Raw genomic sequence first — 21,564 nt, forward strand, 5'->3', positions numbered from 1 at the left:
AGGGCGAGCGCGCCGGGCCCCGTCGAAGCGACGGTTACTTGACGAACAGGCGACGCGGGTCGACGCCGCCGATCACGTCGTCGTAGACCATGCCGCCGACCTTGGAGCCGGCGATCTGGGTCTGCTTGTAGTAGCCGGTCGGGACGACGTTGACGACGTCCTTGACCAGGTACTGGTCGACCTTCTCCCACTCGGCCGCGCCCTTGACCGGGTCGGTGATCTTGTTGATGCGGTCGATGTCCGCGTTCACCTTGGGGTCGTTGACCTGCGAGTAGTTCTGGGCGCCGTCGGCGATCGCGCGGCCGTCGTACAGCGGCGGGATCACGGTCGAGGCGGACGGCCAGTCGGCACCCCACGCGGTGTGGAAGATGTCGTAGTTGTTGTCCAGCTTGCTGACCTGGTCGTAGTAGGTCTCGGCCGGGATCTCCTGGCGCTGGACGTTGAAGCCGGCCTTCTGCAGGCCCGCCGCCATGGCGGTGGAGTACTGCTGTCCCTCGGGGGTGTTGATGTAGCCGAAGGTCAGCTTCATGCCCACCTTGCCGGCCTTCTTCAGCAGGGCCTTGGCCTTGACCGGGTCACCGGCCGGCTTCTTGATCTTGCCGTGCGGGTCGAAGGAGGCGTCGTAGCCGCTGACGGTCGGGCTGATCAGGCCGCCGGCGACCTGCATCGCGTCGGTGCCGCCGTAGGCGCGGACGAACGGGGTGATCGGCAGGGCGTAGGCGATGGCCTCGCGGATCGTCTTGTCCTTGAGCGCCGGGTGGCTCATGTTGATGTTCATCTGGCCGACGTAGGGCTGGAAGCCCGAGACCGTACGGGACTTCATCTTCGGGTCGGCGAGGACCTTGGAGAGGTTGCCCGCGTCGACCTGGTTGTTGAAGCTGATGCCGGCCTGGTCGGCGCCGGTGTCCGCCAGCAGCGTCTTGGTGGACGTCTCGTACTGCTGGTTGAACGTGATGTTGAACTGGTCCACGTACTGGTGGCGGATCGGGTCCGTCTTCGGGTCCCAGTTGGTGTTCTTCACGAGCACCATCGACTTGCCGGACTTGAACGACTGGATCTTGTACGGGCCGGTCGTCACGGGCGCCCGGTCGTACTTGGTCTTGGTGTCGCCCTTGGCGGAGACGACCGCGTAGCCCGCCATGGCGAGGGCGTACGGCAGGTCGGGGTGCGAGGTCTTGAACTTGAAGACGATGGTTTTGTCGTCCGGCGTCTGCAGGATGCTGTCCGGCAGGTGCTTGCCCTTGTAGGGGCCGTCCTTCAGCAGTTTGCGGTAGTCCGCGCCCGGGGTGTCGGCGAGCCACTGCTGGATGTAGGGCGGGCCCTGGTTGATGAACGGGGCGAAGAGGCGCTCGATGGTCTGGCGGACGTCCTTGGACGTGATCGGCGAGCCGTCCTCGAACTTGATGCCGTCCTTGAGCGTGTACTTCCAGGTCTTGCCGCCGTCCGTCGTGGTGCCGGAGTCGGTGGCGAGGTCGCCGACGACCTCGTGCTTGGAGCCGTCGTCGCTCGTGGCCTTGTATCCGGTCAGACCACGGTGGATCAGCGTGGCGAGGGAGCCCTCGTCGGATACGTAGATCTGGCCCGGGTCCAGGTGCGCGTAGCTGTCACGCTGGAGGACCTCCATCGTGCCGCCGCTCTTCGCGCCGGGTACCTCGGCCGCGGGGCCGGTGGAGTCGGCGGCGTCGCCGAACTTGATCGACGCCTGCTGCCGCTGCGCGTTCTCCTTGTCCTTGTTGTTCTTGTTCCCGTTGTCGCTGCCGCCCTTGCTGCAACCGGTGAGCACGAGAGCTCCCGCCGCGAGCACAGAGATTGCGGCGTATGCGTGCCGTCCGCCCCTACTCATCACTCAGATTCCTACCCATCTGTTGTCACCGGTGCGAACAAGTGCACCTGTGGTGCCGGTGAGTTGCGTCTGCGGTCTTCGGACCAGTGATCGGACATTGCGGTGCTGTGGAAGTGCCGTTCGTGAACGGGGCGAAGGCGCCCACAACTCTTTGGTCAGCGAGCCGTCTTGGGATCGAAGGCGTCCCTGACCGAATCCCCGAGCAGGTTGAACGCGACGACGAAAATGATCATCGAGACGCCCGGGAAGAACATGTAGGTGATGTCGTTCTGCAGGACGAGTTCCGTCGAGGCCTTGGAGAACATCTGTCCCCAGTCGGGCGTCGGTTCGACGATGCCGACGCCGAGGAACGACAGACCCGCCTCGATCGTCACGAAGTTGGGGAGCAGGTAGGTGGCCTGCACCAGGAGCGGTGTCACCACGTTGGGCAGCACCTCCTTGCGGATGATCCGCCAGGGGGGCGCCCCGCTCACCTTGGCCGCTTCGATGAACTCCCTCTCGCGCAGGGCGAGTGCGGTTCCCCGCAGGATGCGGGCGAGACTCATCCAGCCGAGGACCCATTGGACGGCGATCAGTGCGATCACGCGCACATAGGTCGGTGTCTCGTCGCGGGGGCTCACGAAGAGCGAGACCACGACCGGCATGCTCGCGATGAAGAACAGCTGCGAGGGGAAGGCCAGCAGGAAGTCGATGACGCGGCTGATGGCGTAGTCGACCTTCCCGCCCATGTAGCCGGCGGTGACACCCAGCAGGATGCCGGTGAGCACGACCGTGACCGTCACCGCCACGGAGATCATCAGCGAGGTACGGATGCCGTAGATCAGCTTGGTGAAGACGTCGTAGCCGTTGCCCGGCTCCAGACCGAACCAGAACTCGCTGCTGATACCGCCGTTGGGCTGCAGCGGCACGCCGGCGCTGTCGAAGAGCTCGGGGCGCTCGTCCGCGTACACCGTGTACGGATTCTTGCCGTACAGCTTGGAGATCAGCGGGGCGATCACCCCGATCAGGAAGAAGAACCCCACGACGTAGGCGGAGACGACCCCTGCACGGTCCCGTTTGAAGCGGGTCCACATCAACTGGCCGGGAGACCGGCCGACGAGCTGCTCGCCCTCGGGTTTCGTGGTCGCCGCCTGCCCGCCGTGCACGACGACCGGTTCCGCGCCGTCCTCAGTCTCGATAGGACTCGTCACAATTCGCCCATTCCGCAAGTGTGGGTGTGCCGTACCCGGCGGCGCCGGTCCGCCGGGGCGGATCAGGCCGTGCCGAGTCGGCGGCCGTCACCTGGCGTGCCCGGCCACCATTCGGTTCAGAAGAGACGTCGATTGCCCGGCAGCACCCGGAAACCCCAGCGGGACGCGCGTAGTTGAAACCACGTCACGGTCCGTCGGGCCGGGTGCCGGCGCCGGTGCCGTGTCAGTGCGCGCGGGCGCGGATCCGCGCTCGGAACTTCGCGCCGTCGTCGCGGACCGCAGGGGACGATGTGACCCACAGGGCGCTGATGACACCGCACATGGGTACCTCCTCATGACTCAACCGTGCACCGACAGGAGGGGTGCTGCCGACCTCCGACACCCCTGACGGAAGATCAAGCACCCCACTGTGCTCGTGAGTCGGCGCTGTCCCCACAGCGCATGACCCATTGACCCGAGCGTTACGCGGCTAACTATGTGACATGAGCCAGATAACCGACCACAGCCTTTAGGTCTCGGTTCCATCACAGCTGCCGCGTACATCTTCCAAAATCTGGACAAAATGATCTGCGGGAGAAGCCCCCGAAACGGACGTGTTACATGCGTATCGGTCTGGGCGCACCGTATTTCGGACACGAGGGCGCGGAAAACGGGTGGCAAAAAAGCCCGGGTGCCCCCATGCGGGGGCACCCGGGCTCAGGTCGCCGTCGGATCAGCCGGCCGGACCGTGTCGATCAGGCCGGCGGGACCGGTGGATCAGCCGTGCTTGGCGCGGCTCGCGGTGCGACCGCGCTCCTTCTGGTCGAGAACGACCTTGCGGATGCGAACGGACTCCGGGGTCACCTCGACGCACTCGTCGTCGCGGCAGAACTCCAGCGACTGCTCCAGGGAGAGCTTGCGCGGCGGGACGATCGCCTCGAACGAGTCGGCCGAGGCCGACCGCATGTTCGTGAGCTTCTTCTCCTTGGTGATGTTCACGTCCATGTCGTCGGAGCGCGAGTTCTCGCCGACGATCATGCCCTCGTACACCTCGGTGCCGGGGTCGGTGAACAGCACACCGCGCTCCTGGAGGTTCGTCATCGCGAACGCGGTGACGGCGCCGGCGCGGTCGGCGACCAGCGAGCCGTTGTTACGGGTCGTCAGGGTGCCGAACCACGGCTCGTGGCCCTCGTGGATGGAGTGGGCGATGCCGGTGCCGCGCGTACCGGTCAGGAACTCGGTGCGGAAGCCGATGAGGCCGCGGGACGGGACGACGAACTCCAGGCGGACCCAGCCGGAGCCGTGGTTCGACATGTTGTCCATGCGGCCCTTGCGGACGCCCATGAGCTGCGTGACCGCGCCCATGTGCTCCTCGGGGACGTCGATCGTCATGCGCTCGACCGGCTCGTGGACCTTGCCGTCGATGACCTGGGTGACGACCTGCGGCTTGCCGATGGTCAGCTCGAAGCCCTCGCGGCGCATCTGCTCGACCAGGATGGCGAGCGCGAGCTCACCACGGCCCTGGACCTCCCAGGCGTCCGGGCGCTCGGTGTCGAGCACGCGCAGCGAGACGTTGCCGACCAGCTCGCGGTCGAGGCGGTCCTTGACCTGGCGCGCGGTGACCTTGCGGTCCTTGACCGCGGCCTTGGCGTCCGCGCCCTTGCCCGTACCACCGCGGCCGACCAGCGGCGAGGTGTTCGTGCCGATGGTCATGGAGATCGCCGGCTCGTCGACCGTGATCAGCGGCAGCGCGATCGGGTTCTCGGGGTCGGCGAGGGTCTCACCGATCATGATGTCCGGGATACCGGCGACGGCGCAGATGTCACCGGGGCCGGCCACCTCGGCGGGCTTGCGGGTGAGCGCCTCGGTCATCAGCAGCTCGGTGATGCGCACGTTGGACATCGTGCCGTCGCGCTTGATCCACGTGACGGTCTGGCCCTTGCGCAGCTCGCCCTGCTCGACGCGCAGCAGCGCGATACGGCCGAGGAAGTTGTCGGCGTCCAGGTTGGTGACGTGGGCCTGGAGCGGCGCGGACTCGTCGTAGGACGGGGCCGGGACGGACTCCAGGATCGTGGAGAAGAACGGCTCCAGGCTGTCGCTGTCGGCCGGGACGGTGCCGTTCTCCGGCTTGGTCAGCGAGGCCACGCCGTCACGCGCGCAGGCGTAGACGATCGGGAACTCGATCTGGTCCTCGTCGGCGTCCAGGTCGAGGAAGAGGTCGTACGCCTCGTTCACGACCTCGTCGATGCGCGAGTCCGGGCGGTCCGTCTTGTTGATGCACAGGATGACGGGCAGGCGGGCCTGCAGCGCCTTGCGCAGCACGAAGCGGGTCTGCGGCAGCGGGCCCTCGGAGGCGTCGACCAGCAGGACGACCGCGTCCACCATCGACAGGCCGCGCTCGACCTCACCACCGAAGTCGGCGTGGCCGGGGGTGTCGATGATGTTGATCGTGATGGCGTCGCCGCCATCCTTCGGGTGGTACTTGACTGCCGTGTTCTTGGCCAGGATCGTGATGCCCTTCTCACGTTCCAGGTCGTTCGAGTCCATCATGCGGTCGTCCAGCGACTCTGCGGCGTGCGCGGCGAAGGCACCGGCCTGCTTGAGCATGGCGTCGACCAGGGTGGTCTTGCCGTGGTCGACGTGGGCGACGATGGCGACGTTGCGGATGTCGTGGCGCGTGGCCATAGTGAGGCGCTTCTCCCGGAGTGAGTGGACGGCCTCCGCATCCGCGGGGCCACTGCCGGGCTGAACACGCCACGGCCTTACCCCATCGTACGTGGCCCGGACGGAGACGGCCTCCGCGGGCCTGGGCGCCCGGCCCCGCGACAGCGCTCCCGGCCCCGTGATCAGGCGCTCCTCGCCGCCGGGGAGCCGGCCGGGCAGAGCGTGCGGGCGGCCGCTCGCGCGGCGGTGTCCGCCTTCCAGGGGGCATCGTCCCCGATGGGGTCGGCGCAGCTCAGGAACCCGCCGCCGACCGTCTCCCAGGTCACCACATGGCCCCTGACCGGTTCGGCGCCGCCCCGGCAGGTGTACGTGAAGTCGGCCTCGACCAGAGCGACGGAGTTCCACGCGTAGTAGGACCCTTTGAAGTCCCCGCCTTCGTGGCGGAACTCGGTGGGGGTCTCCTCCGGCTCGGCCGACTCCGAGGGGCCCGCGAGCGGTTCCTCCGTCCCGAGGTGCCGGCCGAGTGCCTCGATGGCGTCGGCCGCGAGGACCCCGGGTGCCGAGGACGTCATGTGGGGCTTGTAGCTGACGCCCCTCAGCGGCTTGATCCGTCCCGTGACGGAGTGCGTCTTCTTCTTCAGCGTGATCGGGTCGGCGAGCCCGGTCAGCTTGTACCCGCGCACCACATCGGACCACGCGTACGTGCCGTGCGCGCACACGGCGGCCTTGTGCTCCTTCTCGTCCCGGCCCCCGGTGCCGCCCGTGCAGGCGGCGGTGCCGAGGAGCAGGACGGCCGCGGCGATTCCCGCCGCGGTGTCCGTGGGCGTGCGCCGGTTCATGATCGTCCCCCCGTGTCCCCGTATCCAGCGATGATCACTGGATACGGGGGGACACCCTACTTGCCGGTACTCCCGGCGGTCGGGGACTGCTGCGGCCCCTTCGCGCCCTTCTTCAGGAAGCCCATGTCCTCGTACACCGGGGTCTGGAATCCGAAGGCTCCGGTGTTGGCCAGACCGATGCGGGCGGCGGCCAGCTGGGGGCGCTGGTAGAGGGGGATGGAGCCGGCGGCGGCCCAGATGCGGGCGTCCGCCTTGCGGACCAGGGAGTGCTCCTTGTCCTCGTCGAGGGTGGAGAGCGCCTGGTCGAAGAGCTGGTCGACCTGGTCGGTGCCGACACGGGTGTAGTTCTGCTCGACGCTCAGCGAGCCGTCCGCCGCCGGAACGGGCTTGGCGTAGATCGGGCGGGCGTCGGTGGCCGGGAAGGCGGAGGCGGGCCACGAGTAGAGCGCCAGGTCGTACTGTCCCGAGGCGATGTGGTCCTTGAAGTAGCTCTCGTCGGAGACCTTCGTGATGTCGGCGCGGACACCGATGCGCTGGAGCATCCGCGCGATCCGGTCGGCCACGAGGCGCAGGGACTCCGAGCCCGCGCCGGAGGGCACGACGAAGCGGAGCGTCAGCGGCTTGCCGTCCTTGGCGAGGACGCTGGACGCGGCACCCGCCGGAGCGGCCGTCCCCTTGGGCGCGTACGCCCCCGGAAGCCCGCCCTGCCCGGCGTACTGCCGGCCGTCCAGATGCCGGGCGGCCTGGTCGTCCGTGAAGACGCCCTGCCGCGCGCCGGCCTGCTGCTCCTGCTTGCGCGCGTGGTCCTTCGGGTCCTGCGCGGGCTTCCTGTCCACACCGGCGGGCTTGTCGTCGCCGCCGAGGACGTACGTTCCGCCGTCGCCCGGCCTGTCGTCCTCGCCGGAGTCCCCCTTCTTCCTGCCCTTGGACCCGGCCGCCTTCTCCGTCTTCTTCTGCTCCGTGACGGGTCCGCCCGGCACCCACCCGGCGTCCGCGAGCAGCGCCCGCGCCTCGGCGGCGTCCTGGGCGCCGAGGGCGCCGCTGCTGTCGGCGTACGCGGCCTGTCCGGCGAGGGCGAGATGGCTGCCGACCGGCTCGGCGGGCAGGCCGAGCGGCTGGAGGACGACCCGGGCGAGCTCCTTGCGGTCCAGGGCACGGGCCACCGCGCGGCGGACGCGCTCGTCGGCGAGAGGGCCCTCGGAGCCGTTGAGGGCGAGCTGCGTGTAGGCGGGTTCGAGGGACTTGCGGACCACGAAGTCGCTCAGCGCCGAGGAAGCCCCCTTCGTCCCGGCGCCGCTCCCCTTCGCGCCCGGCTCCCCCTTCCCGCTCCCGTCGCTCTTGGCGTGCTTGGCGCTCTTCTCGCCCCGGTCGCTCTGCTCGTCGTCGCTCTGCTCGTCGTCGCTCTTCGCGCCCTCGTCACTCTTCGCGTGCTTGGCGCCCTTAGCGTGCTTGGCGCTCTTCGCGTGCTCGGCGGACTTCTCTCCCCCGTCGCTCCCGTCGCCCTCGTCGCTGTCGTCGTGGCCGCTCTTCTCGCCCTTCTCGCCCTTCGCGTGCTTGGTGCTCTTCGCGTGCCCGGTGCTCTCCTCGTCCTTGTCGCTCTTCTCGTGCTTGGTGCTCTTCTCGTGCCTGGTGCCCTCCTCGTCCTTGTCGCTCTTCTCGTCCGCCGCGTTCTTCCCGTCCTCCTCCTCGGACTCGCTGTTCTCGCTCTTCTTCTTGGAGGTGCTCTTCTCGCTCTTCTCGCTCTTCTCGCTCTTCTCGCTCTTCTCCGCGGACGGGTCCCTCTCGCTCGTCGCGGAGGCGCCCTGCATCGGGGCGCCGTCCTTGTTCCGGGCCGCGAGGGTGACGCGCTCGGCCTCGGCGGGGTCGATCTCGGCCAGATCGACCTTGTCGTCGGCGAGCGCCTCGGCCCGCTTGTCACGGGCGACGGCCACCAGGTCGATCTCGTCGAGCTTGCCGGGGCGCCCCCACCAGCGCGCGTTGCGCGTGAGGCGGACCTTGCCGGCCTTGCGGTCGACCGTCTTCACCGCGAAGGGCCCCGCGCTGACCTTGAGCTTGCGCCGCGCGCCGTCGTTGAAGGAGTCCGCGGTCCCCATGACGTCCTTCGGGTACAGCGGCGAGAACAGCGCCTTCCAGTCGGCGTAGGGCCGGCTGAAGGTGACGCGGACCTCCAGGTCGTTCTTGCCCCGCTCGATCTTCTCGATCCGGTCGTAGCCGGCGTTGCGTGCCGTCCAGTACGCGGAGTCCTTTCCGGACAGGGCGCGCCACTGGGCGGCGAAGTCGGCGGCGCCGATCTCGCGTCCGTCGCTCCACACGGCCTGCTGGTTGAGCTTGTACAGCACGACCTGCTTGGGCGAGGTGCCGACGACCTTCGCCGACTCCAGGTAGTCGGAGTTGATCTGCGGCCGCCCGTTCGCGTCCAGCCGGTACATGGACGGCAGGACGGCGCCGGCGACCCGGGAGGTCGCGGCGTCGGCGTCCGCCTGGAACGCGTTCAGCGTCTCCGGTACGGCGTCCACGGCCCAGCGCAGGGTGCCGCCGTCGGCGATCAGGTCACGGGACGCGGGCGCGATGTCCTGCACGGCCACGGGTCTGTCCGCCTCGTCGTCCGCACTGCACGCGGCGAGGGCGGGTACCGCGAGCGCGCCCGCGGTGAGGAATGCGGCCGAGCGCATCACCGCGCGCAGTCCGACGCCTTCGTGGGACATCACTGCAACCTCCGGGGGACGCTCCGCCGCGGGGGCAGGTCTGCTTCTGATCCCGTTCGGCGGTATTAGTGAGCTGATCCGATCTACGTGCCAACTGAAGAGCAGGGCGGCGAGGGGGCCGCGGCGACACGGCGGCGGACGCGGGGAACCCCACTCGTGCGGCGCAATCCGGAACCGCGCCCCGGGCCGTGCCATGGGCCCGGTCCCGGGGACGGCGTACGCCGGGGCGCGGTCCCGTCGCCCGGTGCCGCGCGCCGCCCGGCCTGCCGCGCGGCTCTCCGGTCCGCTCCCGGGCGCGCGGGCGAACCGGCCGGCGCGCGGGCGAAGGAACCGGCGCACGAGGCTCGTTCTGGAGCGCGAGCGCCTTCAATCCGTGCACACGCCTTCACACGGGCGCGGGTGACGCGCAACACTCGCAGGCGCATGAACGTTGCCGCCTGAAGGCCGCGGGGCCCACGGAAGTGAGGGCAAGTCATGTCCGTGCACGACGACCTGACGTCAGTCCAGCGCTGCCTCGACGATCTGCAGCGGTCGGTGCGGCGCCTGGAACAGCAGATGGGTGCCGGTCTGGAGATGCGCCGCGTGCGCGCCGACGCCGACCACCTGCGGGAGAGCCTCGCGCTGCTGCGCGAGGCCGCCGGACCCTCCCCCAGGCGCCCCACCGGGCCCGGGCCGGCGGTGTCCGCCTCCGACAGGCTGCCCGACCTGGTGACCGTCTCCGACACCCCGTACGACAGCTCCCTGTGGACCGATTCCGACGACGAGGGTCTCGGCGCGCACCACGGTCCCTCCCACTAGCGCCCACGACACCGGCGCACCCCCGAACCCGACCGGAGTGCGAAGTTGGCCACTGGTACGGAACCTCATCTGAACAGCGGCGGTGTACGAACGGGTACGCGCGCCGCGATCGCCGCCCCGCATCTGCGGACCGACCGCTGGTGGCTGGCGCCCGCCGCCACCGCGGCCGGGCTGCTGGCCTTCGTCGTGTACTCGACGTGGCGGGCCTTCTCGGACACGCACTACTACGCGGCGCCCTACGTCTCGCCGTTCTACTCGCCCTGTCTGGCCGAGCGGTGCGGGACGATGCGCTCCGGCCCGAACGCGGACCTGTTCGGGAGCTGGTGGGGCATCTCCCCCGCGATCATCATCCTGGTCTTCCCGCTCGGATTCCGGCTGACCTGCTACTACTACCGCAAGGCCTACTACCGGGGCTTCTGGGCGAGCCCGCCGGCCTGCGCGGTGGCCGAGCCGCACAAGAAGTACACCGGCGAGACGCGCTTCCCGCTGATCCTGCAGAACGTCCACCGGTACTTCTTCTACGCGGCCCTCGTCGTCGCCGGCATCCTCACGTACGACACCGTGCTCTCCTTCCGCGACGAGCACTACGCCTGGGGCCACATGGGCCTCGGCACGCTGGTGTTCCTGGTCAACATCACGCTGATCTGGGCGTACACCCTCTCCTGCCATTCCTGCCGGCACATCGTCGGCGGAAAGCTCAAGCACTTCTCCAAGCACCCCGTGCGGTACCGGATGTGGCAGTGGGTCGGGAAGCTCAACGCCCGTCACATGCTGCTGGCCTGGGCGTCGTTGGTGAGCGTGGCGCTCGCCGACTTCTACGTGTACCTGGTCGCGTCCGGCGCCTTCGACGATCCGCGCTTCTTCTAGATCGGATGGAGCCCCCTGATGTCCGTGGTCGACCGACAGGAGTGGGACGTCGTCGTGGTCGGTGCCGGTGGCGCCGGACTGCGTGCCGCGATCGAGGCACGCGAGCGCGGCGCCCGTACGGCGGTGATCTGCAAGTCGCTGTTCGGCAAGGCCCACACGGTGATGGCCGAGGGCGGCATCGCGGCCGCCATGGGCAATGTGAACTCGGGCGACAACTGGCAGGTCCACTTCCGCGACACCATGCGCGGCGGCAAGTTCCTCAACCAGTGGCGGATGGCCGAGCTGCACGCCCGCGAGGCACCGGACCGGGTCTGGGAACTGGAGACCTGGGGTGCCCTGTTCGACCGGACGAAGGACGGGCGGATCTCGCAGCGCAACTTCGGTGGCCACGAGTACCCGCGCCTCGCCCACGTCGGCGACCGCACCGGCCTCGAACTGATCCGCACCCTCCAGCAGAAGATCGTGTCCCTCCAGCAGGAGGACATGCGGGAGACCGGTGACTACGAGTCGCGCCTGAAGGTCTATCAGGAGTGCACCGTCACCCGGATCCTGAAGGACGGTGAGCGGGTCTCCGGGGCCTTCTGCTACGAGCGGGAGTCGGGCCGCTTCTTCGTCCTGGAGGCGCCCTCCGTGGTGATCGCCACCGGCGGCATCGGCAAGTCCTTCAAGGTGACGTCCAACTCGTGGGAGTACACGGGCGACGGGCACGCGCTGGCGCTGCTCGCCGGGGCGCCGCTGCTGAACATGGAGTTCGTGCAGTTCCATCCGACCGGCATGGTCTGGCCGCCGTCGGTCAAGGGCATCCTCGTCACCGAGTCGGTGCGCGGCGACGGCGGGGTGCTGCGCAACTCCGAGGGCAAGCGGTTCATGTTCGACTACATCCCCGACGTCTTCAAGGAGAAGTACGCGCAGTCGGAGGAGGAGGGCGACCGCTGGTACGAGGACCCGGACCACAACCGGCGCCCTCCGGAACTGCTGCCGCGCGACGAGGTGGCGCGGGCCATCAACTCCGAGGTGAAGGCCGGCCGCGGCTCCCCGCACGGCGGCGTGTTCCTCGACGTGTCGACCCGCATGCCGGCCGAGGTGATCAAACGCCGGCTGCCCTCCATGTACCACCAGTTCAAGGAACTGGCCGACGTCGACATCACGGCGGAGGCCATGGAGGTCGGGCCCACCTGCCACTACGTCATGGGCGGCATCGCCGTCGACTCGGACACGGCGGCGGCGCGCGGGGTGCCCGGACTGTTCGCGGCCGGTGAGGTCGCGGGCGGGATGCACGGCTCCAACCGGCTGGGCGGCAACTCCCTGTCCGACCTGCTGGTGTTCGGGCGACGGGCCGGATGGCACGCGGCGGAGTACGCGGCCCCCCTCACCGGGGAGGACACCCGCCCGCCGGTGGACGACACCCAGATCGACGCGGCCGCCGCGGAGGCGCTGCGCCCCTTCTCGGCCGAGGGACCCGAGTCCGTTCCCGCCGCGCCGCCCGACGGCACCGCCGCCCCCGCCGCGCAGCCGCCCGAGAACCCGTACACCCTGCACCAGGAGCTCCAGCAGGCCATGAACGACCTGGTCGGCATCATCCGCCGCGAGGCCGAGATGGAGCGGGCCCTGGAGAAACTGGCCGAGCTGCGGGTACGGGCCCGCCGGGCCGGGGTGGAGGGCCACCGGCAGTTCAACCCGGGCTGGCACCTCGCCCTCGACCTCAGGAACATGCTCCTGGTCAGCGAGTGCGTCGCACGGGCGGCACTGGAGCGCACGGAGTCGCGCGGCGGGCACACCCGCGAGGACCACCCGGCGATGGAACGGTCCTGGCGCCGGATCAACCTGCTGTGCCGGCTCACCGACCCCACCGGCGGACTGGCCGCCACCGACCCGGTGGCCGGACAGATCGACCTCGCGACCGAGAACACCCAGCCCGTCCGCCCCGACCTGCTCGCCCTCTTCGAGAAGGAGGAGCTGGTCAAGTACCTCGCCGAGGAGGAGCTGTACGAATGAGCAGCTACGAGGCCCGCTTCAAGGTGTGGCGCGGGGACGTGAAGGGCGGCGGCCTGGAGGACTTCGGGGTCGAGGTCAACGACGGCGAGGTGGTGCTCGACATCATCCACCGGCTCCAGGCGACCCAGGCCCCCGACCTCGCCGTGCGCTGGAACTGCAAGGCGGGCAAGTGCGGTTCGTGCTCGGCGGAGATCAACGGACGGCCGCGGCTGATGTGCATGACGCGGATGTCGGTGTTCACCCGGGAGGAGACGATCACCGTCACCCCGCTGCGCGCCTTCCCGGTCGTACGGGATCTGGTGACCGACGTCGGCTTCAACTACGACAAGGCGCGGCAGGTCCCGGCCTTCGTTCCGCCGGCCGGTGTCGGACCCGGCGAGTACCGGATGATGCAGGAGGACGTCGACCGGTCGCAGGAGTTCCGCAAGTGCATCGAGTGCTTCCTGTGCCAGGACACCTGCCATGTGGTGCGTGACCACGAGGAGAACAAGCCCGCGTTCGCCGGACCGCGCTTCCTGATGCGGGTGGCGGAGCTGGACATGCATCCGCTGGACGCGGCCGCGGACTCCGGCCTGGACCGCAAGGCCACGGCCCAGGACGAGCACGGTCTCGGCTACTGCAACATCACCAAGTGCTGCACCGAGGTCTGCCCCGAGGGCATCAAGATCACGGACAACGCGCTGATCCCCTTGAAGGAACGGGCGGTCGACCGCAAGTACGACCCGCTCGTGTGGCTGGGCTCGAAGATCGGCAGACGGCGGACGTAGGCGCGTCCCGCCGTCGTCCGGTCACGGCGTCATCCGGTCCCGGTGTCCGCCGGGGCCGGGCCGCGCCCGCCGGGGCGCTGCGACATCACCTGGAGCACCGTGCTCGCGACGAACAGGAGGATTCCGACCAGGGCCGTGGGGGTCAGGGCGGCGTCATGTCCGTGGAACGGTCCGGGGAACATGAACAGGCCCAGGCCCGCGGCCCCGGCCAGGGCGCTCCATCCGAACAGCCTCGGGCGCGCCACCCGGCGGCGGAACGACGGCGGAACCCAGCCGGTCGTGACGGCCACGATCCCGAGTCCGGCGTGCGCGGCGACGAGCAGTGCGGCGCTCCCCACGAGATACCAGTGCATCGAGCCCCCTCCCCCTCGCGTGCCGGAAACGGGCACGCGCCCCGATCATGGCACGCGGGTCCCTTGCCGGTCACCCCTCGCGGACCGATGTCCTGCGGCACGCCTCCCGCAGGAATCCGTACACCGGAAGTGCCCGAAAACAGACCCCGCGAGCCCCTCCCGTACACCCCCGTACCTCCCGTACTCCAAGTACTCCCAACTCCTCGTATACCGGTCGCGGCGGCGCTCGAACGGCCATACGCTCCCAAATGTGACGTCGTCCCTGAGCCGAAACCGGTCGCGCCGGGTCCCGTCGCACAGAGCCGTGCGGGTGGCGCATGCCGTGCTCGGGGGGCTGGTCGCGATGGGCTGGATGGTGCTGCCGCTGGCACGGGCGGGAGCCGACGCCCCGGCGGCCCCGGCACGGAGCGCGAGGGCCACCGCCGCGCCGGCCGCGGCCCCGCAGGCCGCCACGACGACCGGCGATCTCGTACCGCCCCTGGTCGCGGCCGGCGCCGCGGGCGCGGTCGCGGCGTACGGGTACGGGCGCCGCAGACGGCGGGCGGCCCGGACGACACCCGGCGGCGATCCCGGGCTCACGCCCCTGCACGAACTCGACCGGCAGGCACGGCGGTTGCTCGTCGAGACCGACGACTGCGTCCGCGTCGGCGCCGAGGAACTCGCCCTCGCCATGGACCGGGCGGCGGGCGACGCGGTCGAACCGTACGTGTACGACCTCAGGCACGCGGAAGCCGGACTCGCAGCGGCCTTCCGGCTGCGGCAGCGCCTCGACGAGGCCGACGCGACCGGCCCGGACCCGGCCGGGGGCGAGGACGACCGCAGGGACGTCCTGGAGGAGATCATCGCCCGGTGCCAGGACGCCGGGCAGCGGCTGGACGCGGCCGCCCCCGGGTTCGACCAGATCCGAGCGCTGGAACGCAACGCGACAGCCGCGCTGGAGTTCGCCGAGACCCGCTTCCGGAAGGTCGCCGCGGGCGTCCGTGCCGCCGAGGCCACGATCGCCTCGCTCCACGGGCGGTACGCCCCCGCCGCCTCGCTCCCGGTCGCCGGCGACGCCGAACAGGCCAAGGACCGGCTGCTGTTCACCACCTCGCATCTCAACCAGGCCCGGCAGTACGCGGACCGGGGCGACGGTCCGAAGGCGGCGGCCCATCTGCGGGCGGCGGAAGGGGCGTTGACGCAGGCCGCCGACCTGGTGGACGGCGTGGACCGGCTGGCGGGAGAGCTGGCCTCGGCGACGGCCGGGCTGCCGGAGGCGATCGCGGCGGCACAGGCCGCGCGGGACGCGGCCCGCGGACTTCCGCCGGACGCCCGCGCCGCGCTCGTCGGGCCGCTCGGGCACGCGGAGTCCGTGCTCTCCGCGGTGCGTCACGAGACGGCGGACGGGCCCTCGGATCCGCTGGACGCGCTGCGCCGCGTGGCGGAGGCGGCCGCGGGTCTGGCCGGGGCGGGGGGCGGAGAGCTGCCCGACGGGCACGAGCAGGCCCTGGTCCCCGCCCGCAGCGCGCTCGGCGGGGCCGCGTGCTTCATCGGCACGCACCGCGGAGCGGTCGGCAGCGAGGCGCGGACCCGGCTGGCCGAGGCGCGGCGGCTGCTCGGGCCGGGGTCGGTGCCGCTGTCCGAGGTGCTGCGGGCCGACGACCTCGCCCGGGAGGCACGACGGCTCGCCGAGCGGGACGTACGGGCGTACGGCAATCCCTCGGGCGGCCGCGGGGGCGCCGGAGCGGGCGGCGCGGTGCTCGGCGGAATCCTCCTGAGCGACGGTGAGGGCGGTCCGATGAGCTACGGCGGGCCCCGCACCCGGGGTCGCCGAGGAGCGTTCTTCACCTGAACCGGCGGCCGGAGCAGCCCCGGGCCCACCAGGAAGCCTCCGTCGCCGGGAGCGGCGCCCGGAGGGCACCCGGGGCGTGAGCACACGTGCGGTCGGCCCGGGCGCGAAGGCACCGACCCCGGCCCCTCGGCGCAGGAGGTGCCCGAGCAGTCGGCGGACGTGGGCCCGCCGGGTCGTACGGGCCCCGGGCCCGCGGCCCGGTCGGCCCGGCCGTCGGCTGCGTGCGACGACGCGGCCCGCCGTCGGCATGCGCCGCCCGGCCGCGCCCCGGCCCCCTCGGCGAGCCCTGCCCCCGAACCCCGCCTGAGCCCGGCCCGAGCCTGGACCGAGCCCGGGACTCGAGCCCCCCGAGCCCCCAGCCGTCAGCCGTCGGCCGTCAGAACAGGCTCAGGAGTGCTTCCGCCGGGTCGGTGAGGCCTGTTTCGCCGTCCGGCAGCGGGAGTTCGAACCACACCGTCTTTCCGCGCGGGGTCCGGCGGGAGCCCCAGCCCGCGGAGAGGAGGCCGACGAGCTGCAGGCCCCGCCCGCCCTCGTCGGTGTCGCGGGCGCGACGGCGGCGCGGCTGGACGAGGCCCGCGTCCCAGACCTCGCAGACGAGGGTGCGGTCCAGGAGCAGCCGCAGCCTGATCTCGCCCTCGCCGTAGCGCAGGGCGTTCGTCACCAGCTCGCTCACCAGCAGCTCCGCCGTGTCGACGAGCGGCTCCAGATCCCAGGCGACGAGCTGGGTGCGCGCGTACTCGCGGGCCCGGCCCACGCTGCGCGGCTCGCGCGGCAGGGTCCAGTCGCCGACGGAGTCCTCGGGCAGCCCCTGGACACGCGCCATCAGCAGGGCGATGTCGTCCTCGCCGTGGTGGGTGTCGAGGGTGTTGAGGACGTGGTCGCAGACGTCCTCCAGCGGCCTGGAGGGGTCGGTGAGGGCGCCGACGAACGCCTGCAGGCCCTCGTCGAGGGGATGGTCGCGCGATTCGACCAGTCCATCCGTGTAGAGCGCCAGCAGGGCGCCCTCGGGCAGTTCGACCTCCACCTCCTCGAAGGGCTCGCCGCCCACCCCGAGCGGCATCCCGGGCGGCACGTCGAGCATCAGCGCGCTCTCGCCGGGCTCGACGAGCACGGGCGGCAGATGGCCCGCGTTGGCGAAGGTGCACCGACGGGTCACGGAGTCGTAGACGGCGTACACGCAGGTCGCGAGGTACACCTCGGAGAGGTCGGCGTCGCGGGGCTGACGGGCCGTGCGGGTGGCCTGCTGGACCCCTCCGGGGGTGCCGAGGCCGCGCGCGATCTCGTCCAGCGCCGAGAGGACCTCGGCGGGTTCGAGGTCGAGCAGGGCCAAGGTGCGTACCGCGGTGCGCAGTTCACCCATCGCCACGGCGGCGCGCAGCCCGCGGCCCATCACGTCGCCCACCACGAGGGCCGTGCGGTGGCCCGGGAGTTCGATGACGTCGAACCAGTCGCCGCCGACCTCCGTCGCCGCGTTGCCCGGCAGATAGCGGCAGGCGATGTCGAGGCCCGATGCCTCCGGGTCGCCCGGGGGCAGCAGGGACCGCTGCAGGATGAGGGCGCGTTCGTGCTCACGGCGGTACAGGCGGGCGTTGTCGATACAGACGGCCGCGCGGGCGGCCAGCTCCACGGCCAGGGCGCGGTCGCGCTCCCCGAACGGCTCGCTGCCCTTGGTCCGGGAGAACTGGGCGAGTCCCACGACCGTGTCGTGGGCGACCATCGGGACCGCGAGGGTGGACTGTATGAGGCCGCCGTCGTCGGCGGGGATGTGCTGCGGCCGCGCGGTGCGCAGGGCGTCCGCGCAGGGCGAGTTGAACGGGTAGTGGTGGACCGCGCCGACGGCGACGGGTACGGGGCCGCCGGCGAGGGGCGCGTCGGAGACGGCGCTGGCGAAGGCGACCCGGCGGAGTTCGGCGCTGCCGTCCGCGAGGCCGGGCGGGGTCTCGTCACCGGCCAGCAGCCCCTGGTACAGGTCGACCGTCGCGAGGTCGCAGAAGCCGGGGACCACGACGTCGAGGAGTTCGCGTGCGGTGGTCTCCAGGTCGAGGGAGTTGCCTATGCGGGCGCCCGCCTCGTTCAGCAGGGCGAGATTGCGCCGGGCGGCGGCCGCCTCACGGGCGGCGGCACGGCGGGAGGTGATGTCGGTTCCGAGCCAGGCGATGCCGATGGGACGGCCGCTTCCGCTGTGCACCCGGTAGAGGTTGATGGACCAGTGGCGGCGCTCGTCGGAGCCGGGGACCTGCCCGGTGACGTGCATGTCCGTGATGGACTCCCCGGTCTCCAGGACCCGGCGCAGGACCGCCGTCACCCGTTCGGCCTCCGCGCGCGGGAGGTAGTCGTGGACGCCCTTGCCGCGGTGGTCGTCGACGGTGCCGCCGAAGATCGAGGCGAACCGCTGGTTGGCGCGCCGGACCTGGAGGTCCGTGTCGATCAGCAGGAACCCGAACGGAGATTGACCGAAAATCGCCTGCGACGCGGCGAGGTCGGTCTCGATCGTCCGCAGGGTACGGACGTCCACCACGATGCATACGGCGGCCCGCTCACCGTGCTCGGTGGTCGTCGGCATCACATAGACCTCGGCGAGGCCCTCTCTGCCTCCGAGGTCCTCGGCGCCCTCGCCCGCGTCCTCGGAGGCGGGCGTACGGAAGGGCACGAGTCCGGTCCACTCGCGGCCGTCCAGGATCTCCGCCATCTTCCGCTGACCGGACTCGCGCCGGTCGGCGGGGACGAACGCCTCGATGGGATCCAGGCCGACGGCCCGCTCCGCCGGGATGCCGAAGATCTGCTCGGCCCGCAGACTCCACTGGTCGACGAGCCCGTCCGCGCCGATGGAGAAGGAGGCGGCCTTGATGTAGTCGTAGATGGAACCGGGCGGACTGCTCTGCCACATCGGGTCGCCCGGCACCTCGCCGGCGCCCTCGGCGACCGCGTCGTCGGCCGGACCGGCCGAGCCGCCGTCCGCCGTCTCACCGTCGGCGCCGGTCGCCCCGACGGGAATCGCGCGCGCGACTTCGCCCGCCGCATCAGCCCTGGCGCCGCCCGACGGGTCCTCGGACTCCGTGGCCTTCGCTGGTATCTCGCTCACGCGAACCGTCCCCTCCAGCTCACCGCGTCCGGCACCGGTCACCGGGGGCGGCTGCCCGCAGTATCCAGCACTACGGCGCCGCACGGCACGGTGTTCACGATCACAGCACGGTCCCGATGATTTTTGGACCGCGCGCCATACTCCCAGTCTTCTAACCAGGTGGCGCCCCGTCGAACCAAACAACGCGACACCTGTCGGAAGCGTGATCCGGCCGCGGACGGTCCGGCCTCCGTGTCCCGGCCCGCCTCAGCCCGGCACGGCCAGCTCGAACCAGACGGTCTTTCCGTCGTCCGCGGGCCAGGTGCCCCAGCGCCGGCACGAGCCGGCCACGAGCTGGAGTCCGCGGCCGCTCTCGTCGGAGGTGTCGGCGGCCCGTTCGCGGGGCGGGTCCGGCAGCGGGTCGGAGACCTCGACGCGCAGAGCGCCCGGTACGTCCCCGGGGCGTACGAGACGAACGCCGATCGGGCCCGTCGCGTGCCGCAGCGAGTTCGTCACCAGTTCGCTGACCAGGAGTGCGGCGATGTCACCGAGGGATTCGAGATCCCAGTCGCGCAGTTGTCCCCGGACGACGGCGCGGGCGGTGCGGACGGCACCGGGCTCCGCGGGAAAGGTCCACTCGGCGCAGTCGCCGTCAGTGTCGATCAAGCCGATCACTTCCCAGACCAGAACCCACCCATGCCCGGTTTCGGGTGGTTAATGAGCACATACCCGTATCGTGGAGGCTTTATCGCGCCCGGGGGCACCTCTGGCGCGAACGGCGCACGAGCGGGCGCCCGGAGCATCATGCGCCCGGATCGAGCCACGCCAGTGCGCCCTTGACCGCCGGCACGTCCTGGTCCAGCCAGTCCACGTCCCAGATCTCTTCGGGGGTCAGCCAGCGCAGTGCGTCGTGGTCCTGCAGGGGCTCCGGTTCGGCCGAGCCGGGCAGCAGCCGGGCGGCCCACACCACCAGGACGTATCCCGGCTTCAGCGGCCACTCGCCGGGGACCCGCTCCAGCACCCGTGTGTCGACGCCGAGTTCCTCGCGCAGTTCGCGCACGAGGGCGCGTTCGGGGCTCTCGCCGGGCTCGACCTTGCCGCCCGGGAGCTCCCAGCGCCCGGCGAGGTCGGGGGGTGCGCTGCGGCGGGCGGCGAGCAGACGTCCGGCGCGCACCACGGCGCCCGCGACCACCACGATGCGTTCCGTCATGCGCCGGAGCCTACGGGAGCGGGAGGGGGTCCGACTCCCGGTGGATCAGCGGGTTCCGTTCGGGCCGATCCGCTCGACCCAGTAGAGCTGCTTGTGCCCGCGGTCGTCGAGGCTGTCCGCGATCTTCTGCGCCTCGGCGCGGGTCGCGTACCTGCCCACGCGATAGCGATTGCCGTTGTCGTCCTGCCGTATGACGAGCCAGGGAAGCGTGATCGTGCTGTCGTTCATCGAGCCCCTCCACTTCCCGCCCCGGCCCCCCGCCGAACCCCGCATTCCATCGAAACCGCAATCCGCATATGCCCGAGCCTACGCCTTACCTTCACGCAGCGAACACGGGTTTACACAAAGAGGTACGCAACCGGCCAGTAAGGAGTACCGATCCAGGGGGCGCGCGCCGCCGAACACGCCGCTCACGACCCTCACACGCCCCCGAACAGGGCGAAGTCGCCCCCGGGTCCGCCGGGCGAGAAAGGCCAGATTCCAACCGGGCCCACGAGCGGCCCCGTCGAGGCACGGGCACCCGCGCCGACACGCGGGCCGGCCAGGCCGTACGTCACGCCGTACCGGATGCCGGGGAGAACGCCGTACGGGATGCCGGAGAGAGGTGACGCGCGGTCACTTCACCGGCAGGTGGTAGGCGATCCGGTAACGGTCCGCCGGGACCACCACGTCCGCCGTCTCCACCGGACGGCCCGAGGCGTAGAAGGTGCGCTGGATGACGACGACCACATGCCCGGGCACGCCGCCCAGGGCCAGGAGTTCCTCGGCGAGGCCGGGGCGCGCGCCCACCTCCTCGGTGACGTTGTCCACGATCACGTCGATGGCCGCCATCCGCTCGACGACACCCATGCCGCCGAGCGGCCCCTCCTCGGGAAGCATCACCGGCGTACGCCCGGTCACGGCGAGCGGCTCCCAGGACGTGGAGAGCATCATCGCCTCGCCGCCGTCCCGGTAGACGTAGTTCGTGCACATCACGCGGTCGCCCGGCTGGATGGCCAGCCGCTCGGCGATCGCGACGCCGGCCTCGGCCTGCCGGCTGTGCGACTCCCAGGTGCCGCGCACGGCGAAGTCGGCCTGCTCCTGGCGGAAGGGGGTGGCACCGCTGTCCGGCCGGTATCCGGAGCGGGCGAGGCGGCGCGGCACCGGCCGCTCGCGGACGTAGGTGCCCGAACCGGAGCGGCCCTCGACCAGGCCCTCGGCCATCAGCACCTTGCGCGCCTCCAGGGCGACGGTGTCCGAGACCCCGTACTCCTCGCGGATCCTGGCCTGCGAGGGGAGCCGGGTGTGCGGTGGCAGCGAGCCGTCGACGATCTTCTTGCGGAGATCACCCGCGACACGCAGATACGCCGGCTGCTCACCGAATGTCACTTAGCCGCTCCCATCAGGTTGTACAGACAGCAACAGCGTGGCAACCGTGGGTTGTGCCATGCAAGCGAAGGCCAGAGAATCACTCGATGTGATG

16 protein-coding genes are annotated in these 21,564 nt (G+C 70.9%); 5 read left to right on the plus strand and 11 right to left on the minus strand.

Annotation, left to right across the window (positions count from 1 at the left end):
• Positions 1-34: 34 nt before the first annotated feature.
• From ACH4S8_RS17490 to ACH4S8_RS17510, 5 genes are all read right to left on the minus strand, one after another.
• Positions 35-1,843 carry an ABC transporter substrate-binding protein gene (locus ACH4S8_RS17490; RefSeq protein WP_398394716.1) on the minus strand — a complete coding sequence of 603 codons (1,809 nt, stop codon included), beginning with the start codon at positions 1,841-1,843 and terminating at the stop codon, positions 35-37.
• Between the two features lie 155 nt (positions 1,844-1,998).
• Positions 1,999-3,033: an ABC transporter permease gene (locus ACH4S8_RS17495; RefSeq protein WP_398394718.1), complete on the minus strand. Its 1,035-nt coding sequence runs from the start codon at positions 3,031-3,033 to the stop codon at positions 1,999-2,001.
• A 756-nt stretch (positions 3,034-3,789) separates the two neighbouring features.
• A complete protein-coding gene (typA, locus tag ACH4S8_RS17500; RefSeq protein ID WP_398394720.1) occupies positions 3,790-5,697 on the minus strand; it encodes a translational GTPase TypA in 1,908 nt (635 codons plus the stop codon).
• Positions 5,698-5,858: 161 nt separating this feature from the next.
• A complete protein-coding gene (locus ACH4S8_RS17505) occupies positions 5,859-6,515 on the minus strand; it encodes a hypothetical protein (protein ID WP_398394722.1) in 657 nt (218 codons plus the stop codon).
• 56 nt (positions 6,516-6,571) lie between these two features.
• Positions 6,572-9,220 (minus strand): ABC transporter substrate-binding protein, encoded by a 2,649-nt coding sequence (locus tag ACH4S8_RS17510; protein ID WP_398394724.1) that lies wholly within the window; start codon positions 9,218-9,220, stop codon positions 6,572-6,574.
• Between the two features lie 474 nt (positions 9,221-9,694).
• Between ACH4S8_RS17510 and ACH4S8_RS17515 the strand changes: the two genes are divergently transcribed.
• The 4 genes from ACH4S8_RS17515 to ACH4S8_RS17530 are packed head-to-tail and all read left to right on the plus strand — an operon-like array spanning position 9,695 to position 13,647.
• On the plus strand, positions 9,695-10,018 hold the full coding sequence (locus tag ACH4S8_RS17515) for a hypothetical protein (RefSeq protein ID WP_398394726.1): 324 nt from the start codon (positions 9,695-9,697) through the stop codon (positions 10,016-10,018).
• A gap of 45 nt (positions 10,019-10,063) precedes the next feature.
• Positions 10,064-10,885, plus strand: a complete 822-nt coding sequence (locus ACH4S8_RS17520; protein ID WP_398394728.1) for a hypothetical protein — start codon at positions 10,064-10,066, stop codon at positions 10,883-10,885.
• An 18-nt stretch (positions 10,886-10,903) separates the two neighbouring features.
• Positions 10,904-12,880: a fumarate reductase/succinate dehydrogenase flavoprotein subunit gene (locus tag ACH4S8_RS17525; protein ID WP_398394730.1), complete on the plus strand. Its 1,977-nt coding sequence runs from the start codon at positions 10,904-10,906 to the stop codon at positions 12,878-12,880.
• The gene (locus ACH4S8_RS17530) at positions 12,877-13,647 is read left to right on the plus strand and encodes a succinate dehydrogenase/fumarate reductase iron-sulfur subunit (protein WP_389403882.1); all 771 of its coding nucleotides are present in this window, start codon (positions 12,877-12,879) and stop codon (positions 13,645-13,647) included. Before ACH4S8_RS17525 ends, ACH4S8_RS17530 begins: the two co-directional genes overlap by 4 nt.
• A gap of 29 nt (positions 13,648-13,676) precedes the next feature.
• Here ACH4S8_RS17530 and ACH4S8_RS17535 read toward each other — a convergent pair whose 3' ends face one another.
• Positions 13,677-14,000, minus strand: coding sequence for a hypothetical protein (locus ACH4S8_RS17535; RefSeq protein ID WP_398394733.1), 324 nt, complete (start codon positions 13,998-14,000; stop codon positions 13,677-13,679).
• A gap of 310 nt (positions 14,001-14,310) precedes the next feature.
• On the opposite strand from ACH4S8_RS17535, the gene ACH4S8_RS17540 reads away from it, so the two are divergent.
• Positions 14,311-15,831, plus strand: coding sequence for a hypothetical protein (locus tag ACH4S8_RS17540; RefSeq protein WP_398394735.1), 1,521 nt, complete (start codon positions 14,311-14,313; stop codon positions 15,829-15,831).
• A gap of 376 nt (positions 15,832-16,207) precedes the next feature.
• Here ACH4S8_RS17540 and ACH4S8_RS17545 read toward each other — a convergent pair whose 3' ends face one another.
• From ACH4S8_RS17545 to ACH4S8_RS17565, 5 genes are all read right to left on the minus strand, one after another.
• Positions 16,208-18,913 carry a SpoIIE family protein phosphatase gene (locus ACH4S8_RS17545; RefSeq protein ID WP_398394737.1) on the minus strand — a complete coding sequence of 902 codons (2,706 nt, stop codon included), beginning with the start codon at positions 18,911-18,913 and terminating at the stop codon, positions 16,208-16,210.
• A 246-nt stretch (positions 18,914-19,159) separates the two neighbouring features.
• Positions 19,160-19,567: an ATP-binding protein gene (locus tag ACH4S8_RS17550; RefSeq protein WP_398394739.1), complete on the minus strand. Its 408-nt coding sequence runs from the start codon at positions 19,565-19,567 to the stop codon at positions 19,160-19,162.
• A 127-nt stretch (positions 19,568-19,694) separates the two neighbouring features.
• Positions 19,695-20,102, minus strand: coding sequence for a (deoxy)nucleoside triphosphate pyrophosphohydrolase (locus ACH4S8_RS17555; protein WP_398394741.1), 408 nt, complete (start codon positions 20,100-20,102; stop codon positions 19,695-19,697).
• A gap of 45 nt (positions 20,103-20,147) precedes the next feature.
• The gene (locus tag ACH4S8_RS17560) at positions 20,148-20,330 is read right to left on the minus strand and encodes an SPOR domain-containing protein (RefSeq protein ID WP_382787819.1); all 183 of its coding nucleotides are present in this window, start codon (positions 20,328-20,330) and stop codon (positions 20,148-20,150) included.
• A 387-nt stretch (positions 20,331-20,717) separates the two neighbouring features.
• Positions 20,718-21,470: a GntR family transcriptional regulator gene (locus ACH4S8_RS17565; RefSeq protein WP_398394744.1), complete on the minus strand. Its 753-nt coding sequence runs from the start codon at positions 21,468-21,470 to the stop codon at positions 20,718-20,720.
• Between the last annotated feature and the right edge of the window lie 94 nt (positions 21,471-21,564).

The sequence above is a fragment of the Streptomyces sp. NPDC021080 genome, assembly GCF_044333225.1.
Lineage (GTDB): Bacteria > Actinomycetota > Actinomycetes > Streptomycetales > Streptomycetaceae > Streptomyces.

Coding starts and splice junctions, on each gene's coding strand:
- ACH4S8_RS17490 (WP_398394716.1), bottom strand. CDS start 1,843: ATGAGTAGGGGCGGACGGCACGCATACGCCGCAATCTCTGTGCTCGCG.
- typA (WP_398394720.1), bottom strand. CDS start 5,697: ATGGCCACGCGCCACGACATCCGCAACGTCGCCATCGTCGCCCACGTC.
- ACH4S8_RS17505 (WP_398394722.1), bottom strand. CDS start 6,515: ATGAACCGGCGCACGCCCACGGACACCGCGGCGGGAATCGCCGCGGCC.
- ACH4S8_RS17510 (WP_398394724.1), bottom strand. CDS start 9,220: ATGTCCCACGAAGGCGTCGGACTGCGCGCGGTGATGCGCTCGGCCGCA.
- ACH4S8_RS17515 (WP_398394726.1), top strand. CDS start 9,695: ATGTCCGTGCACGACGACCTGACGTCAGTCCAGCGCTGCCTCGACGAT.
- ACH4S8_RS17525 (WP_398394730.1), top strand. CDS start 10,904: ATGTCCGTGGTCGACCGACAGGAGTGGGACGTCGTCGTGGTCGGTGCC.
- ACH4S8_RS17530 (WP_389403882.1), top strand. CDS start 12,877: ATGAGCAGCTACGAGGCCCGCTTCAAGGTGTGGCGCGGGGACGTGAAG.
- ACH4S8_RS17535 (WP_398394733.1), bottom strand. CDS start 14,000: ATGCACTGGTATCTCGTGGGGAGCGCCGCACTGCTCGTCGCCGCGCAC.
- ACH4S8_RS17555 (WP_398394741.1), bottom strand. CDS start 20,102: ATGACGGAACGCATCGTGGTGGTCGCGGGCGCCGTGGTGCGCGCCGGA.
- ACH4S8_RS17560 (WP_382787819.1), bottom strand. CDS start 20,330: ATGAACGACAGCACGATCACGCTTCCCTGGCTCGTCATACGGCAGGAC.